Origin of the sequence: Streptomyces fungicidicus (assembly GCF_003665435.1) — a bacterium.
In the GTDB taxonomy this organism is placed as follows: Bacteria; Actinomycetota; Actinomycetes; order Streptomycetales; family Streptomycetaceae; genus Streptomyces; species Streptomyces fungicidicus.
Genome location: NZ_CP023407.1, coordinates 4,054,645 through 4,070,286, shown reverse-complemented (window position 1 = coordinate 4,070,286; position 15,642 = coordinate 4,054,645). Strand labels below are relative to the sequence as shown.

Sequence of the window (15,642 nt, the reverse complement as noted above, 5' to 3'; positions counted from 1 at the left end):
GCGTCAGCTGTCGCGTCAGCCCTCGTCCGGGCCACCGCTCTCCTTGTTCTCCGAGTCGTCCTGCGTCTCGGTGCTCTCCTCGGCCGGCAGAGCCGTCTGCGCGCCGGGCTGCGGCTCGGCGACGGCCACCCGCGCGGGGCGGATGGTGCGCTCGCCGATGCGATACCCCGGCTGGAGAATCGCCACGCACGTCGTCTCGGTGACGTCCGGCGCGTAACTGTGCATCAGGGCCTCGTGGATCGTCGGGTCGAAGGGCTCGCCCTCCTTGCCGAACTGCTGGAGACCCATCTTGGCGATGATCGTCTCCAGCGACTCCGCGACGGACTTGAAGCCGCCGACCAGCTCACCGTGTTCCCGTGCGCGGCCGACGTCGTCGAGCACCGGGAGCAGTTCGCTCAGGAGGTTCGCCACGGCGACCTCCTTGACGGCGACCCGGTCCCGCTCGACCCTGCGGCGGTAGTTCTGGAACTCGGCCTGGAGGCGCTGGAGGTCCGCGGTGCGCTCACCGAGCGCGGTGCGGGCCTGGTCCAGCTGGGCCACCAGTGCCGCGTCCTGGCCCGTGTCCCCGGCCGGGGCCGCCCCCTCCTCCGCGGAGGGAGTGGCGGCGGCCTTCGGCTCGGATTCGTCGGAGGGGACGTCGGGCTGCTGCGACTGCTCGTCGAAGCCCGGGGTCTCCTCGGTCACGCCGCACCGTCCTTGCGGTCCTCGTCGACGATCTCGGCGTCGACGACGTCGTCGTCGGCCTTGGCCTCACCGGCGCCGGCGGACGCGCCGCCGGCTGCCTGCGCGGCCTGGGCGTCCGCGTACATGGCCTGGCCCAGCTTCTGGGAGACGGCCGCGACCTTCTCGGTGGCGGTGCGGATCTCGGCGGAGTCGTCGCCCTTGAGCTTCTCCTTCAGCTCGGCGACGGCCGTCTCGACCTCGGTCTTGACGTCACCGGGGACCTTGTCCGCGTTGTCGCTGAGGAACTTCTCGGTCTGGTAGACGAGCTGCTCGCCCTGGTTGCGGGACTCGGCGGCCTCGCGGCGGGCGTGGTCCTCCTCCGCGTACTTCTCGGCCTCCTGGCGCATCCGGTCGACCTCGTCCTTCGGCAGCGAGGAGCCGCCGGTGACGGTCATCTTCTGCTCCTTGCCGGTGCCGAGGTCCTTCGCCGTGACGTGCATGATGCCGTTGGCGTCGATGTCGAAGGAGACCTCGATCTGCGGGACGCCGCGCGGCGCCGGGGGCAGACCGGTCAGCTCGAACATGCCGAGCTTCTTGTTGTACGCGGCGATCTCGCGCTCGCCCTGGTAGACCTGGATCTGCACGGACGGCTGGTTGTCCTCGGCCGTGGTGAAGATCTCGGAGCGCTTCGTCGGGATCGTGGTGTTGCGCTCGATCAGCTTGGTCATGATGCCGCCCTTGGTCTCGATGCCGAGGGACAGCGGGGTGACGTCGAGCAGCAGGACGTCCTTGACCTCGCCCTTGAGCACACCGGCCTGGAGCGCGGCGCCGATCGAGACGACCTCGTCCGGGTTCACGCCCTTGTTGGCCTCCTTGCCGCCGGTCAGCTCCTTGACGAGCTCGGCGACGGCGGGCATGCGGGTGGAACCGCCGACGAGGACGACGTGGTCGATCTCGCTGAGCTGGATGCCGGCGTCCTTGACGACGTTGTGGAACGGCGTCTTGCAGCGCTCGAGCAGGTCCGCGGTCAGCTGCTGGAACTGGGCGCGGGTGAGCTTCTCGTCGAGGTGCAGGGGGCCCTCGGCGGAGGCGGTGATGTAGGGGAGGTTGATCGTGGTCTCGGTGGACGAGGAGAGCTCGATCTTCGCCTTCTCGGCGGCCTCACGCAGACGCTGCAGCGCCATCTTGTCCTTGGCCAGGTCCACGCCGTGCCCGGACTGGAACTGCTTGACCAGGTAGTCGACAACGCGCTGGTCCCAGTCGTCACCGCCGAGGTTGTTGTCACCGTTGGTGGCCTTCACCTCGACGACGCCGTCGCCGATCTCCAGCAGCGAGACGTCGAACGTACCGCCACCGAGGTCGAAGACCAGGATGACCTGCTCGTCCTTGTCCAGGCCGTACGCCAGGGCGGCGGCCGTGGGCTCGTTGACGATGCGCAGCACGTTCAGACCGGCGATCTCGCCGGCCTCCTTGGTGGCCTGGCGCTCGGCGTCGTTGAAGTACGCCGGAACGGTGATGACGGCGTCCGTCACCTTCTCGCCCAGGTACGACTCGGCGTCGCGCTTCAGCTTCTGCAGCACGAAGGCGCTGATCTGCTGCGGGTTGAAGGGCTTCCCGTCGAGCTCGATCTTCCAGTCGGTGCCCATGTGGCGCTTGACCGACCGGATGGTCCTGTCGACGTTCGTGACCGCCTGACGCTTGGCCACCTCGCCGACCAGCACCTCACCGTTCTTGGCGAAGGCGACGACGGACGGCGTGGTCCTGGCGCCCTCGGCGTTGGTGATGACGGTGGGCTCGCCGCCCTCCAGAACGCTGACGACGGAGTTAGTCGTGCCCAGGTCGATGCCGACCGCACGTGCCATTTCGATTCCTCCAGCTGACTTGAGTGCAACGGACTCAAGCATGCATGACACCCGGCGCAGGGTCAACAGAGCTGAGTCGAGCGGACTCAACTCTTATCCGCTCCTTACACGCAACCGCTCGCTGACCTGCACGGATGCTTCCGAGGATCGCTGACGCGGTCGGAAAACGGGGGTGACGGGAAGGCGCAGAAGCGCGAGGACGACCACCGCGGCGACCGCCGCCACCCACAGCGCCGCACCCCCGGACACCCGTCCGGTGTGCACGCCCACCCCGGCCAGCACCCCGCCCAGCGCGGCGGCGGCCAGCAGTACGGTCACGGCGCGGGGCGCGAGTCCGAGCCGCCGCAGCCGGTGCCCCAGATGGTCCGGCCGGCCGCGCGTCACGGGCCACCGGGACAGCCGCCGGCCGAGCACCACCAGCACCACGTCGGCACACGCCACGGCCGTCACGGCGAACAACACCCCGGCTCCGGCGCCGATTCCCTGCCCGGCCCGCACGAACACCGCCGACGAGGCCAGCACGAACCCCGTGAACAGGGAGCCGCCCGCGCCGAGGCCGACCCGGGCGGGATGCCAGTTGTGCAGCAGGAACCCGGCGAGCGCGGCGGCCAGCACGGCCATGAGCACCGCGATCCCCTCCATCGGCTCCGCCGCCGCGCAGGCCGCCACCCCGAACGCGGCGAGCGCCGCCACGGTGCCGGCCAGCCCGTCGGCGTGGTCCAGCCCCCGGAGGGCCGCGGCGACGGCGACCACCCACGCCACGGCGAGCACCCCGGCCGGCACCCCGGTCTCCGCGTACGGCACCACGAGCGCCGCCGCCACCGCCGTACCGGCGAGCGGGATCCACCAGCGCAGCCGCCACACGTCGGCGGCCAGCCCGAGCACGCCGACCCAGGCGCCGGCGGCCAGCAGCCGTCCGACCCCGGTGCCGAGCGGGGCGAGTCCGGCCCGGTCGCCGAGGCCCGCCACCAGTCCGGTGGCGAGCACGACGGCCGTTCCCCCGGACAGCGGCAGCGCCCAGCGGCGTCTTCGGTCCAGGATTCCCAGACGCAGGGCGGGGACCCGCAGCAGCTCCGCGAGGAGGGCGGAGAGCAGCAGGGCGGTGGCGGCGGCGGCGATCCCGTAGAGCACGGATATAAGTTAGGGGCGTATGGACCGATTTGGCGTGAATAACACGATCGGATCCCGGACGCCATTCGGGAGGACGCACCCGGACGCCGTGCGGGACGCCCCCGGGGGAGGCTCCTGGGCTGCCGCAATAGGCAACCCTCAGCGATCCAGATCACCCCGTGCCCGGCTACAGTGCGGCCGGGGATGGGGGTAGTCTCGAACGGACTGCATAAGTTACCGCTTAGTAATTTCGGGGAAGCCGTAGCGGAGCCCCCGAGGACATCCCTCAGAACCCCTCGCAGGCCCGAGGAGCCCCCATGCAACTCGCCGCGATCATCGTGTCGCTGGTCCTGACCGTGGTCGGCGTTGCGCTGCTCGCACGCGCGATCGGCCAGTTCGTCCGGTACTTCAAGCTGGGCCAGCCGGTCCCGGCAGGTGCCCGGTCCGACAATCCCTACCAGCGCAGTGTGACCCTGGTGCGGGAGTTCCTCGGCCACACCCGCATGAACCGGTGGGGTGTCGTCGGCATCGCCCACTGGTTCGTCGCCGTCGGCTTCCTGACGCTCCCGCCGACCCTCGCCCAGGCGTTCGGCCAGCTCTTCCAGGCCGACTGGGTGCTGCCGGTCATCGGCGGCTTCCTGCCGTTCGAGCTGTACATCGAGTTCATCGGCGTGATGACCGTGCTCGGCATCGCCGTGCTCATCGTCATCCGGCTGCTGAGCCTGCCGTCGCGCCCCGGCCGCAAGTCCCGCTTCGCCGGCTCCAAGGCGGGCCAGGCGTACTTCGTCGAGTACGTCATCCTCACCATCGGCCTCGCCATCTACGTGCTGCGCGGCCTGGAGGGCGCACTGCACCACGTGGACCAGTACGAGGCGGCGTACTTCGCCTCGTACCCGCTGGTCCTCGCCTTCAAGGGCCTGTCGGTCGCCACGCTGCAGAACCTGGTCTACCTGGTCGCCACGATCAAGATCGGGACCTCGTTCATCTGGATGATCGTGGTCTCGCTCAACACCAACATGGGTGTCGCCTGGCACCGCTTCCTCGCCTTCCCGAACATCTGGTTCAAGCGCGAGGCCACCGGCGGGACCGCGCTGGGCGCCCTGCTGCCGATGACGTCCGGCGGCAAGCAGATCGACTTCACCGACCCCGGTGACGACGACGTCTTCGGCGTCTCCCAGGTCGAGCAGTTCTCCTGGAAGGGCCTGCTGGACTTCTCCACCTGCACCGAGTGCGGCCGCTGCCAGTCGCAGTGCCCCGCCTGGAACACCGGCAAGCCGCTCTCCCCCAAGCTCCTGATCATGTCCCTGCGCGACCACGCGCACGCCAAGGCCCCCTACCTGCTGGCCGGCGGCGGCAAGACCATGGAGGGCGAGGAGAAGGCGTCCGAGGAGCAGCTCGCCGGGGTGCCGGCCGCGGCCCTCGCCGAGGCCGAGCGCCCGCTGATCGGCACCGCCGAGGAGAACGGCGTCATCGACCCGGACGTCCTGTGGTCCTGCACCACCTGCGGCGCCTGCGTCGAGCAGTGCCCGGTGGACATCGAGCACGTCGACCACATCGTCGACATGCGCCGCTACCAGGTGATGATCGAGTCCGCGTTCCCGTCCGAGGCGGGCACGATGCTCAAGAACCTGGAGAAGAAGGGCAACCCCTGGGGCCTGGCGAAGAAGCAGCGCCTGGAGTGGACCAAGGAGGTCGACTTCGAGGTCCCGGTCGTCGGCAAGGACATCGAGGACCTCTCCGAGGTCGAGTACCTGTACTGGGTCGGCTGCGCCGGCGCCCTGGAGGACCGCGCCAAGAAGACCACCAAGGCCTTCGCGGAGCTGCTCCACATCGCGGGTGTCAAGTTCGCGATCATGGGCGGCGACGAGAAGTGCACGGGTGACTCGGCGCGGCGCCTCGGCAACGAGCCGCTGTTCCAGGAGCTCGGCATGGAGAACGTCTCCGCGCTGAACATGGCGTTCGGCGAGGAGATGGACGACGAGGGCAACTTCACCGAGGAGTCGAAGAAGCCCAAGTCCGCCAAGAAGATCGTCGCCACCTGCCCGCACTGCCTCAACACGCTCGGCAACGAGTACCCGCAGCTCGGCGGCGACTACGAGGTCATCCACCACACCCAGCTGCTCCAGCACCTGGTGGACGAGGGCAAGCTGATCCCGGTCACCCCGGTCGAGGGCATCATCACCTACCACGACCCGTGCTACCTGGGCCGCCACAACAAGATCTACACGCCCCCGCGCGAGATCATCGGCAAGGTCCCGGGCCTGCGCAACGAGGAGATGCACCGCCACAAGGAGCGCGGCTTCTGCTGCGGCGCCGGCGGCGCCCGGATGTGGATGGAGGAGCGGATCGGCAAGCGCATCAACAACGAGCGCGTCGACGAGGCCCTCGCCCTGAACCCGGACATCGTCTCCACGGCCTGCCCGTTCTGCCTCGTCATGCTGACCGACTCGGTCAACGGCAAGAAGAACGACGGCAAGGCCAAGGAGTCCATCCAGGTCGTCGACGTCGCCCAGCTGCTGCTGGAGTCCGTCAAGACCCCGGCCGACCCGGCGGGCGACGAGGAGAGCGAGAGCGCCCCGGAACCGGAGCCGGTGAAGTAACCCCGCACCACCCCGAAGGGGCCGTCCGCACCGGACGGCCCCTTCGCCATGTTCACGTACAACCCTCCGGCCCTTCCGGAAGTCTCTTGATCGGCGATCACCCGTGAACCACAGGACAACCCGGGGCGAACACGGGTGAACAGCCGCACCGGCACCCGTGGACGGCCGTATCCGGCGGCCCTCCCGCACACGGCAGGAGACCCCCTTGCACAAGAACCTCCGCACCGCCCTCGCGACCGCCACCGCGGCCGCGCTCACCGGCGGCCTGCTGGTCGCCATGGCCGGTCCCGCGGCCGCCGCCCCGGGCCTCGACGGCGACTTCAACGGCGACGGCTACCGGGACGTCGCCGTCACCGCGCCCCTCGCGAACGTGAGCGGCAAGGCCAACGCCGGCGCCGTGACGATCCTCTACGGCTCCCCCAAGGGCGCCGGCGCCGCCAAGATCCAGACGCTGAGCCAGAACAGCGCGGGCGTCCCGGGCACCGCCGAGAAGGACGACCAGTTCGGCGCCCACACCGCGCCCGGCGACTTCAACGGCGACGGCTACGCCGACCTGGCCGTGGGCGCCCCCGGCGAGGACGCCGGCACGGACACCAACGGCGGCACCGTCGTCATCCTGTGGGGCGGCTCCGGCGGCCTGTCCGGCGGCACCACCGTGCCCGACCCCACCCGCTCCGTCCACGACTGGTTCGGCCAGGTGGTCGCCGCCGGCGACTACGACGGCGACGGCCGCGCCGACCTCGCGATCGCCTCCGACATCAACAAGGTCGACATCTACCGCGGCGGATTCACCAAGTCCGGCTCCACCGGCGGCCGCTACACCGTCACCGCGCCCATCCTGAAGGTCAAGGGCACCGACATCTTCAACCTCACCCCCGGCGACATCGACGCCGACGGCCGCACCGACCTGGTGGTCGACGGCTACGAGGGCGACAGCGACGGCGACTACTCGTACAACGCCAACTACTGGCTGCCCGGATCCTCCTCCGGAGCCACCACCTCGGGCGCCCAGAAGCTCCCCGCCGGCGTCATCTCCGACATCGGTGACGTGGACGGCGACGGCTACGGCGACATCGTCATCGGCAACTCGTGGGACCCGGGCACGGACACCCCGGGCACCGCCAAGGGCGGGTCCGTGGAGATCATCTACGGCACGTCGTACGGCCCCGAGGGAGCCGCCGAAACGGTCAGCCAGAACACCGCCGGCGTGCCCGGCAGCAACGAGACCGGCGACAACTTCGGCTACGAGGTCTCCCTCGGCGACATCAACGGCGACGGCCACGACGACCTCGTCATCGGCGCGCCGGGCGAGGACCTGGGCGAGTTCAAGGACGCCGGCATGGTCTCCGTGATCTACGGCTGGAACGGCGGCCTCTCCGAGACCGGCACCCAGTCCCTGCACCAGGACATCCCGGGCGTCCCCGGCGGCAACGAGACGGGCGACGGCTTCGGCGGCGAGGTCCTGCTCTCCGACGTCACCGGCGACGGAAAGGCCGACCTGACCGTCGGCCTGCCGTGGGAGAACGAGGCCAACGGCTACGCCGTCGCCTTCAACTCCGACGGCTCGAAGATCGACACCACCGGCCGCGGCATCGGCCTCACCCAGGCCGGCCTCTCCTCGGCGGGCAACCCGATGTTCGGCTTCCACATCAACGGCTGAACCCTCCGGCCCACTGGAGCACCCCCGGCCGAACCACACGGAGACCGCATGCGCAGACAGACCGCCACCGCCCTCGCCGCCACCCTCCTGGCGACGGGACTGACCCCCGTCCTCCTCGCCGCGCCCGCATCCGCCGCCGTCGCCAAGCACTACGACGACTTCAACGGCGACGGCCACCGCGACCTCGCCTACCGCGGCTACAACGACACCGACCGCACGGGCGGCACCGTCACCGTCGTGTACGGCACCGCGGCCGGCCTCGACACCACCCGCACCCAGCTGATCCACCAGGACAGCCCCGGCATACCGGGGACCGGCGAGGAAGACGACATGTTCGGCGAGACGCTGGCGAGCGCCGACCTCAACAAGGACGGCTACGCGGACCTCGTCGTCGGCAACCCCAGCGAGCACGTCGGCACCGCCCGGTACCGCGGCACCGTCACCGTCGTCTGGGGCTCCGGGTCCGGCCTGTCCGGCGGCACCAACCTCAGCCCCCGGTCCGGCGCCGAAGGCAACTTCGGCCGCGACGTCGCCACCGGCGACTTCACCGGGGACGGATCGCCCGACCTCGCCGTGATCGGCGGCGAGGAGGCCTGGCTCTACCGGGGGCCGTTCACCAAGGCCGGCGGCACCGGCAGCGTGAGCAAGATCGACAAGTCGGGCGGCGGCTGGTACTCCCACGGCCTCGCCGCCGGCAAGGTCAACGGCGACGGGCGGACCGACCTGGTGGTGCTCGGCACCCAGTACGAAACCGGAGACGTACCGCGCCACCGCATCTGGTTCCTCAAGGGGTCCGCCTCCGGCCTGACCTCCGGCCCCTACAAGACCTTCGCCAGCGCACCCTGGTCCGCCACCATCGGCGACTTCGACAAGAACGGCTACGGCGACATCGCCGTCGGCCTCCCCGACCAGAGCGACGGCAAGGGCGCCGTGACCGTGTGGCGCGGCACCTCCACCGGCCCGAGCGGCTCCAGCACCTTCACCCAGGCCACCTCCGGCGTCTCCGGAACCCCCGAGGCGGAGGACAACTTCGGCTACTCCGTCTCCGCCGCCGACGCGAACGGCGACGGCTACGCCGACCTCGCGGTGGGCGTGCCGCAGGAGGACGTCGACGGCAGGACCGACCAGGGCGGCGTCCACTTCTTCCGCGGCGGCCCGGGCGGCCTCAGCGGCGCCCGCTCCTCCTGGATCGCCCAGACGGTGCTCGGCCCCGCCGACGACTACGTCTCCTTCGGCGGCTCCCTGCGCCTGCGCGACCTCACCGCCGACGGACGGGCCGACCTGGGCGTGGGCGGCGGGTTCGAGAACGGGCTCCTGCTGCGCGGCACCGGCACCGTGCCGACGACCAGTGCCGCGATCACCCTCCCCGCCTTCGGCGGCGGCTTCCTCGACTGACGCCGTGTCCGTCCTCCGTAGGACCCGGCCACCGCGCCGCCCTACGGAGGACGGACGAGCGGGCTGACGACCCCTTAGGGGATGTCACAGCTCGGCCGCAAAGGGCGGCCCGGAACCCGGGGTCCGGCACGCGAACGTCCGGGACCAGGTACGTTCGAGGACGTGGCTGGATTCAGGATCGGACGCGGGCGGAACAACAACGGCGCTCCTCACGCGCGACCGCAACACCCTCCGTACGGGCAGCAGACGCCGCAGGGACCGTCGTACGGCTCCCCGCAGGCGCCGCAGCCGTACCCGCAGCAGCCGTCGTACGGCAACGGCGGTGGCGGTGGCGGCTGGCCGCAGGCGCACCGCGGCCCGGGCGGCCCCGGTGGCTACGGCGGTCACGGGGGACATGGCGGCGGGCACGGCGGCCCCGGTGGTCACGGCGAGCCCGAGTACTTCGGCGACGGCGGGTACCCGCACGGCGCCCAGGGCGGCCCGCACGACCCGTACGCGGCCAACAACCCGGGCCACACCCAGGCCTTCTCGATCAACGAGGACCCCTACCAGCAGGGCGACACCTACGGCGCCGCCGCGGCTCCGCCGCCCGGCCCGATCGGCCCCCGGCTGCGCTGGAAGGACCTGCTCAAGGGCATCGTCCTGTCCCCCGCGCAGACCTTCCTGCGGATGCGCGACTACGCGATGTGGGGCCCCGCCCTCGTCGTCACCTTCCTCTACGGCCTGCTCGCCGTCTTCGGCTTCGACACGGCCCGCGAGGACGCGATCAACGCGACCCTGTCGAACGCGGTCCCGATCGTCCTGACGACGGCCGTCGCGATGGTGCTGAGCTTCCTCGTCCTCGGCGTGGTCACCCACACCCTGGCCCGCCAGCTCGGCGGCGACGGCGCCTGGCAGCCCACGGTCGGCCTCTCCATGCTGATCACGTCCATCACGGACGCGCCCCGCCTGGTCTTCGCCATGTTCGCGGGCGGCGACGCCACCTTCGTCCAGCTCCTCGGCTGGGCCACCTGGGTCGCGGCCGGCGCCCTCCTCACGATCATGGTCTCCCGCTCCCACGACCTGCCCTGGCCGAAGGCCCTGGGCGCGTCGTCGATCCAGCTGATCGCCCTGCTGTCGATCGTGAAGCTCGGCACGTTCTGACGCCAGGCCACCGAACGTGAAGAGGGGGCTCCCGGATCGGGAGCCCCCTCTTCACGTCACCGTCAGGCGTCGAGCACCTGCCCGTCCCGCCTCACCACCGGAGGCTGGACGGACCACGGGAAGTTGATCCACTCGTCGGTCCGCTTCCAGACGTACTCGCACTTCACCAGCGACTGCGACTTCTCGTAGACGACCGCGCTGCGCACCTCCGCGACGGCGTCGAGGCAGAAGTCGCGGACGAGCTTGAGCGTCTTGCCGGTGTCGGCGACGTCGTCGGCGATCAGCACCTTCTTGTCGGTGAAGTCGATGGCGTTGGGCACGGGCGCGAGCATGACCGGCATCTCGAGCGTCGTCCCGACCCCGGTGTAGAACTCGACGTTCACGAGGTGGATGTTCTTGCAGTCCAGCGCGTAGGCGAGCCCGCCGGCGACGAAGACACCGCCGCGCGCGATGCTCAGCACCACGTCCGGCTGGTAGCCGTCGTCCGCGATGCTCTGGGCGAGCTCGCGGACGGCGACGCCGAACTGCTCGTAGCTGAGGTTCTCGCGCACGCCGCTCACACCTGCGTCCGGTGGAAGTTGAGGTAGGACCGGGAGGCCGTCGGCCCCCGCTGCCCCTGGTACCGGGACCCGTACCGCTCACTGCCGTAGGGGTGCTCGGCCGGCGAGCTGAGCCGGAACATGCACAGCTGCCCGATCTTCATACCGGGCCACAGCTTGATGGGGAGCGTCGCGAGGTTGCTGAGCTCCAGGGTCACGTGCCCGGAGAACCCGGGGTCGATGAACCCGGCGGTGGAGTGGGTGACCAGCCCGAGCCGCCCGAGCGAGCTCTTGCCCTCGAGCCGGGAGGCGAGATCGTCCGGCAGGGTGATGACCTCGTACGTGCTGGCCAGCACGAACTCACCCGGATGCAGGATGAACGGTTCGTCCCCCTCCGGCTCCACCAGCCGGGTCAGGTCCACCTGCTCGACGGAGGGGTCGATGTGGGGGTACCGGTGATTCTCGAACACCCGGAAGTAGCGGTCGAGGCGCACGTCGATACTGGACGGCTGCACCATGGCGTCGTCGAAGGGATCGATGCGCACCCGTCCGGCGTCGATCTCGGCCCGGATGTCCTTGTCTGAGAGAAGCACGCCCCGAGAATACGCAAGGCGCGCGGAACGCCCACAACCGGCCGCCCCGCGCGCCCACGCCTTCTGCCCGTTTCTCCCGCGCTACCGCTTCAGCAGCGTGACCGGTACGACACTGCGGAGCCGCGCACAGCGCGGGCACCGCAAGAGCCGACCGGGGCCGAGTCGCTCGGCCTGCTGCATCGGGAACGAGGTGGCGGTGAACACGTGCCCATCGGCACAGCGGACGACGGTGCGCTCCATCAAGTCCAAGAGTCCTTCCCCAAGAGCCGCGTCGGACTAACTGCCCTGACGACAAAAGCCACATTACGGGATCAAAGGAAGGACCCTCCAGGCGGCACCCCGCACCCTCACCGTACGCCTCAACTTCTGCCCCGCGCAGCCGCATCCACCCCTGAATCCCCGTCAGACTCCCGGGCTCGAACACCGGGGGCCTGCCATGGGGTAGAGTGAGCGAGCGTCCGGACCCCACTGAGCTGGGGGCCCTGGATTGCGCGGGTGTAGTTTAATGGTAGAACATCAGCTTCCCAAGCTGAGAGCGCGAGTTCGATTCTCGTCACCCGCTCCACGAAGAAGGCCCAGATCACCGATCTGGGCCTTACTTGTTGTCTAGTCCAATCAGGGGGCGGCGTGCCCTCGGCGTGCCCTAAGTCGAGTCCAGGCCGCCACACCAGCGCCATTCGGGTGCCCAGCAGGCATCAACCTGCCCCGGCGTCCCATATCGCGAGACGCAATTCGTGTGACCTGCGCCACACAGGGCGCAAAGGGTCACCAAGACGCATACGCAAAGGGTGGTTTGCGGGACGGGTGGCGCCCCGGTCTCCGGGCCTGCCTTGACGGGTTTACCTCGCCGACTCGGCAGTACGGTGAACCCGTGACCTCCTTACCGGAAGAATCGCCCTCACTGATCCGTGAAGGCGACCGCGAGGCAGCCGTGCGACGTCTGCAGGAGGCGTACGCGGAAGGGCTCATCCCACACGAGGTGTTGGACGAGCACCTCCACCAGGTGCTCAGCGCCAAGACGCGGAGCGAACTCGCGTCCGCTCTGGTCGCGCTCCCGGAGGAGCAACCGGGAAGCACTGCCACGATCGCCGCCGCCGGTGGGCGGATCAAGCGGCGTGGCGCGTGGCGGGTGCCTCGGGTCCTCAAGGTCGAGTCAGCATATGGAAGGGTGCGCCTGGACCTGTCCCGGGCGGTCATCGAGCACCCGATCGTCGACATCGAGCTGCAACTGGGAACCGGCGGGGCCCGGATCACGGTGCCCCGGGACGCGGTGGTCGACGTCGAAGGACTGAGCACGGGATGGAAGGACCTGCGCTACAAGATCCCGCGACAGCCCCGGCCCGGCGGGCCGACGATTCGAATCTCCGGGGTCATGGGATACGGACGCTTGAAGATTCGCCACGCCCTGCGTTGAAGCCCCGTCCGGTGCTTCGGCCCCGCCGGCGGCGAGTGCAGCACTAGGCGGGTACCAGGTCTCCCAGCGCCTCGCGAAGCGCCGTGCCCACGACAGGTCCCGCCACGGCCACCTGTCGAAGCTCGTCGCCCTTCATGTAGCGGTAGCTCTGCGGAGGGTGGAAGGACCCGGCGGAGCGCAGCGCATTGAGCGATACCGGCTCATCGAAGGAGACAGGATTCTCCATCGTGAGACCGCTCGCCTGCCTCGCGCCGCTCATGTAGGCGTCGTACTCCCGCCGGGTGATCCCGGTCTGTCCCCGATGAGCCGACCAGACCTCGCTGGGCGTGGCGACGTAGATGGCGGCAATGCGCGCCATGCCCACCACCGCCATGGTGGGCGCGGTCGCGTACAAGAGGACGGGCGTTCCCGGAGGCGCGGCGACGCGCTGGCGGCGAACCTCCACCGTCTTGCTGCCGGCCAGGATCGCGTTGGCGAAGCGCGGGTGGACGGACAGCAGCATCGCGCGTTCCGGATCGCTCACGTCGTTCGGTGCCCCTCTTGGTAAACCGCCTGGAACAGCTCACTGCTGATCTTGGACAGCGAGATCAGCGAGCCAGGCGACCACGTTAGCCCCCGGCCCCTGGCCAGCGAGGTCAATCGGCGCAGCGTCACCGGCTTCGGGAAGATCTCAGTGTCCGAGAACCTCAGCGCCATGGCGTGACCGGACGCGTCTGCAGCCCTCTCGACCTCAGCCCGACCATATACGCCCAGGTGTTCGAATTTCGAGAACAGAACATCCGGAGTGTCGATGAGCACCTCGTCGAGCCGCGAGCTGCCCACCACCCTCTGACCCTCTCCCGTGGAGTTGCCGTCGCTGACGTACCAGAGCAGTCGAGCCGGGACGCTCTCTCCTCGACGCTGCGAAGATCGGTAGTAGACGTGTTCCCTGCTGATGCCCAGGGCGTCGCTCCGCGCGATGAGCATGGCCGGGACGTTGAACAGCTCAGTCGACCAGCGCGGCTTGATGGGCACCATGAAGGACGGCAGCTCGGAGTCGATGACCTTGGCCGGCCACCACGCACGCTCCAGCACGGCGGTCACCTCCGCCGGCATGCCGACGTCGAGCACGGTCGCATCGACAGCAAGCTCTCGGGCCAACCCGCCGGCCACCACCTCCACCTCGGCGGCGGTCCCGCACACGTTCACCAGGAGCGCGACGAGCTCGCCGTTGTGCTCGAAGAAGCCGTCGTCACCGGCCGCGGCCCGCGCCGCCTCGGAGGGGTGCGGATCACTGATGCGGACGATCTCGGCCCCGCAATCCCTCCCGAGCCGCTTAAGCAGGAAGAGGAGCTGCCGGGCCAGGGTCTCTTCCAGGGGGTGGCCAGCTGTGCGAAGGACGGGTACAACCAGGGTTCGGCCGTCCAGCGACCACGCGTAGAGGGCGACCGGTCGGCCCTGGCCGTCCCGGAGAAGCTCACGACGCCATGCGATCCCGCCCTCGTTCAGCGACCGCAGCCGCTCAGAAAAGGCTGAGCCGTCGTCAGCGCCCGACTGCTCGAAGAAGGCGACCAGTTCATCCTCCGCGCCCGGCGCCACCTCCGCGGACCGGAACTCCGTCCCCATCAGGTCAGCCGGGCGATACACCTGGGCCTGCCGCAGCTCATCGACGTGAAGCGTCACGGTCGACGGTGAGACGACCCGGACGCGAGCCACCTCCCAGGCCACATCTGTCAGGCGAGACAGCAGCGGATCACGCGTCGCCAGGACTTGTAGACCAGCACACGAGGTCTCGGCCACATACCGCATGCCTCGCAGAAGTGCTGGGTCGGCAGCCAGGCCGGGAACCGCCTGCGTAGCGGCTTGCACCAGTTCGCGGGTTCGCTCCTCCACGGCCGCGGAGCCGGTAGAGAGCTTGTGGAGCCCGGTCAGCGCCGCCTGCTGGTGCTGACGCTCTGCCGTGTCCGTGAGGTCCCGGATCTGATGGACCAACTGCGGGGTGTAGGCAAACTCAACGAGATCCGCCATCCATCCGGCTTCGAGCGCACGGGACTCCTCGGCACCGGTGGTGTCCGTGAGGCCGCGCAGATCGGCGAACACACCATGGTCGACCGTCACCACGAGGAGCGCGTCGCTCTCCATCTCCGTGAACAGGTCCGGATGGCCGAGGTCCAGCCACCAGCCGTCCAAGATCTCCCCGTCACGACCACGCCCACGGACCTCACCGTCCGGAACGAAGCCCAGACTCCTCCACATCCCGCTCAGGTCATAGTCCCGACGGCACTTGGCCTTGATCCCAAGGCGTTGTGGATACCGCTCCTTGATGCCCTCCACCAGACGGCCCGCAATCCCCCGCCCCCGTTCCTCCTCAGCCACACACAGGTGCGCGAGTCGGATACGCGCGCTCCTCTTCGGCAGCCCGAACAGCGCGTAGCCGATCACTTCGCCGGCCTCGACCGCGACCAGAAGGCCACCGTCCTCAGCTGCCTTCTCATAGGCAGGAGGCGTCAGAAGCCCCAGCGTCTTCGTGTACCGGTCCCCCAGGGCTATGGCCTTAACGATCAACTCTTCTTGCGCGGGCGAAACGGACACCAGCTTGATCGCCATTACTACCCCCTCCAGCTGTGGCTGATCGCGACCGGCCACAACTCCCCTGTCACTGCATACAGGGAGAAGCTGATCTC

General features: G+C 69.6%; 12 protein-coding genes and 1 tRNA gene. 6 read left to right on the top strand and 7 right to left on the bottom strand.

What is annotated here, in order from left to right; genetic code table 11:
- Positions 1-15: 15 nt before the first annotated feature.
- From grpE to CNQ36_RS18590, 3 genes are all read right to left on the bottom strand, one after another.
- Entirely contained in the window at positions 16-684 is a 669-nt protein-coding gene (grpE, locus tag CNQ36_RS18600) for a nucleotide exchange factor GrpE (protein WP_004928700.1), read from the bottom strand.
- Positions 681-2,525 (bottom strand): molecular chaperone DnaK, encoded by a 1,845-nt coding sequence (dnaK, locus tag CNQ36_RS18595; protein WP_040906604.1) that lies wholly within the window; start codon positions 2,523-2,525, stop codon positions 681-683. The genes grpE and dnaK overlap by 4 nt, the downstream gene beginning before the upstream one ends.
- Before the next feature lie 93 nt (positions 2,526-2,618).
- On the bottom strand, positions 2,619-3,656 hold the full coding sequence (locus CNQ36_RS18590; protein WP_121546826.1) for an MraY family glycosyltransferase: 1,038 nt from the start codon (positions 3,654-3,656) through the stop codon (positions 2,619-2,621).
- A gap of 296 nt (positions 3,657-3,952) precedes the next feature.
- On the opposite strand from CNQ36_RS18590, the gene CNQ36_RS18585 reads away from it, so the two are divergent.
- The 4 genes from CNQ36_RS18585 to CNQ36_RS18570 all read left to right on the top strand — a co-directional run bounded on the left by CNQ36_RS18585 (position 3,953) and on the right by CNQ36_RS18570 (position 10,433).
- Positions 3,953-6,235, top strand: coding sequence for a (Fe-S)-binding protein (locus CNQ36_RS18585; protein ID WP_004928708.1), 2,283 nt, complete (start codon positions 3,953-3,955; stop codon positions 6,233-6,235).
- A 205-nt stretch (positions 6,236-6,440) separates the two neighbouring features.
- Entirely contained in the window at positions 6,441-7,895 is a 1,455-nt protein-coding gene (locus CNQ36_RS18580; protein ID WP_040908608.1) for an FG-GAP-like repeat-containing protein, read from the top strand.
- A 48-nt stretch (positions 7,896-7,943) separates the two neighbouring features.
- On the top strand, positions 7,944-9,290 hold the full coding sequence (locus CNQ36_RS18575) for an FG-GAP-like repeat-containing protein (protein WP_121546825.1): 1,347 nt from the start codon (positions 7,944-7,946) through the stop codon (positions 9,288-9,290).
- Between the two features lie 81 nt (positions 9,291-9,371).
- On the top strand, positions 9,372-10,433 hold the full coding sequence (locus tag CNQ36_RS18570) for a Yip1 family protein (RefSeq protein WP_121546824.1): 1,062 nt from the start codon (positions 9,372-9,374) through the stop codon (positions 10,431-10,433).
- 62 nt (positions 10,434-10,495) lie between these two features.
- On the opposite strand, the gene CNQ36_RS18565 is transcribed toward CNQ36_RS18570, so the two are convergent.
- On the bottom strand, positions 10,496-10,993 hold the full coding sequence (locus CNQ36_RS18565; RefSeq protein ID WP_121546823.1) for a phosphoribosyltransferase: 498 nt from the start codon (positions 10,991-10,993) through the stop codon (positions 10,496-10,498).
- Positions 10,990-11,565: a dCTP deaminase gene (dcd, locus tag CNQ36_RS18560; protein ID WP_004928721.1), complete on the bottom strand. Its 576-nt coding sequence runs from the start codon at positions 11,563-11,565 to the stop codon at positions 10,990-10,992. Before dcd ends, CNQ36_RS18565 begins: the two co-directional genes overlap by 4 nt.
- 491 nt (positions 11,566-12,056) lie before the next feature.
- On the opposite strand from dcd, the gene CNQ36_RS18555 reads away from it, so the two are divergent.
- Together CNQ36_RS18555 and CNQ36_RS18550 are read left to right on the top strand one after the other, a co-directional pair.
- Positions 12,057-12,130: transfer RNA gene (locus CNQ36_RS18555), tRNA-Gly, on the top strand.
- Between the two features lie 306 nt (positions 12,131-12,436).
- Positions 12,437-12,979, top strand: coding sequence for a DUF1707 SHOCT-like domain-containing protein (locus CNQ36_RS18550; RefSeq protein WP_037640758.1), 543 nt, complete (start codon positions 12,437-12,439; stop codon positions 12,977-12,979).
- A 43-nt stretch (positions 12,980-13,022) separates the two neighbouring features.
- Here CNQ36_RS18550 and CNQ36_RS18545 read toward each other — a convergent pair whose 3' ends face one another.
- Positions 13,023-13,502, bottom strand: coding sequence for an ASCH domain-containing protein (locus CNQ36_RS18545; protein WP_224219990.1), 480 nt, complete (start codon positions 13,500-13,502; stop codon positions 13,023-13,025).
- Positions 13,499-15,565: a GNAT family N-acetyltransferase gene (locus CNQ36_RS18540; protein ID WP_121546822.1), complete on the bottom strand. Its 2,067-nt coding sequence runs from the start codon at positions 15,563-15,565 to the stop codon at positions 13,499-13,501. Before CNQ36_RS18540 ends, CNQ36_RS18545 begins: the two co-directional genes overlap by 4 nt.
- Between the last annotated feature and the right edge of the window lie 77 nt (positions 15,566-15,642).

Bases quoted from the DNA above. Each gene is read 5' to 3' on its own strand.
- dnaK (WP_040906604.1), bottom strand. From the start codon at position 2,525: ATGGCACGTGCGGTCGGCATCGACCTGGGCACGACTAACTCCGTCGTC.
- CNQ36_RS18585 (WP_004928708.1), top strand. From the start codon at position 3,953: ATGCAACTCGCCGCGATCATCGTGTCGCTGGTCCTGACCGTGGTCGGC.
- CNQ36_RS18575 (WP_121546825.1), top strand. From the start codon at position 7,944: ATGCGCAGACAGACCGCCACCGCCCTCGCCGCCACCCTCCTGGCGACG.
- CNQ36_RS18570 (WP_121546824.1), top strand. From the start codon at position 9,372: ATGTCACAGCTCGGCCGCAAAGGGCGGCCCGGAACCCGGGGTCCGGCA.
- CNQ36_RS18540 (WP_121546822.1), bottom strand. From the start codon at position 15,565: ATGGCGATCAAGCTGGTGTCCGTTTCGCCCGCGCAAGAAGAGTTGATC.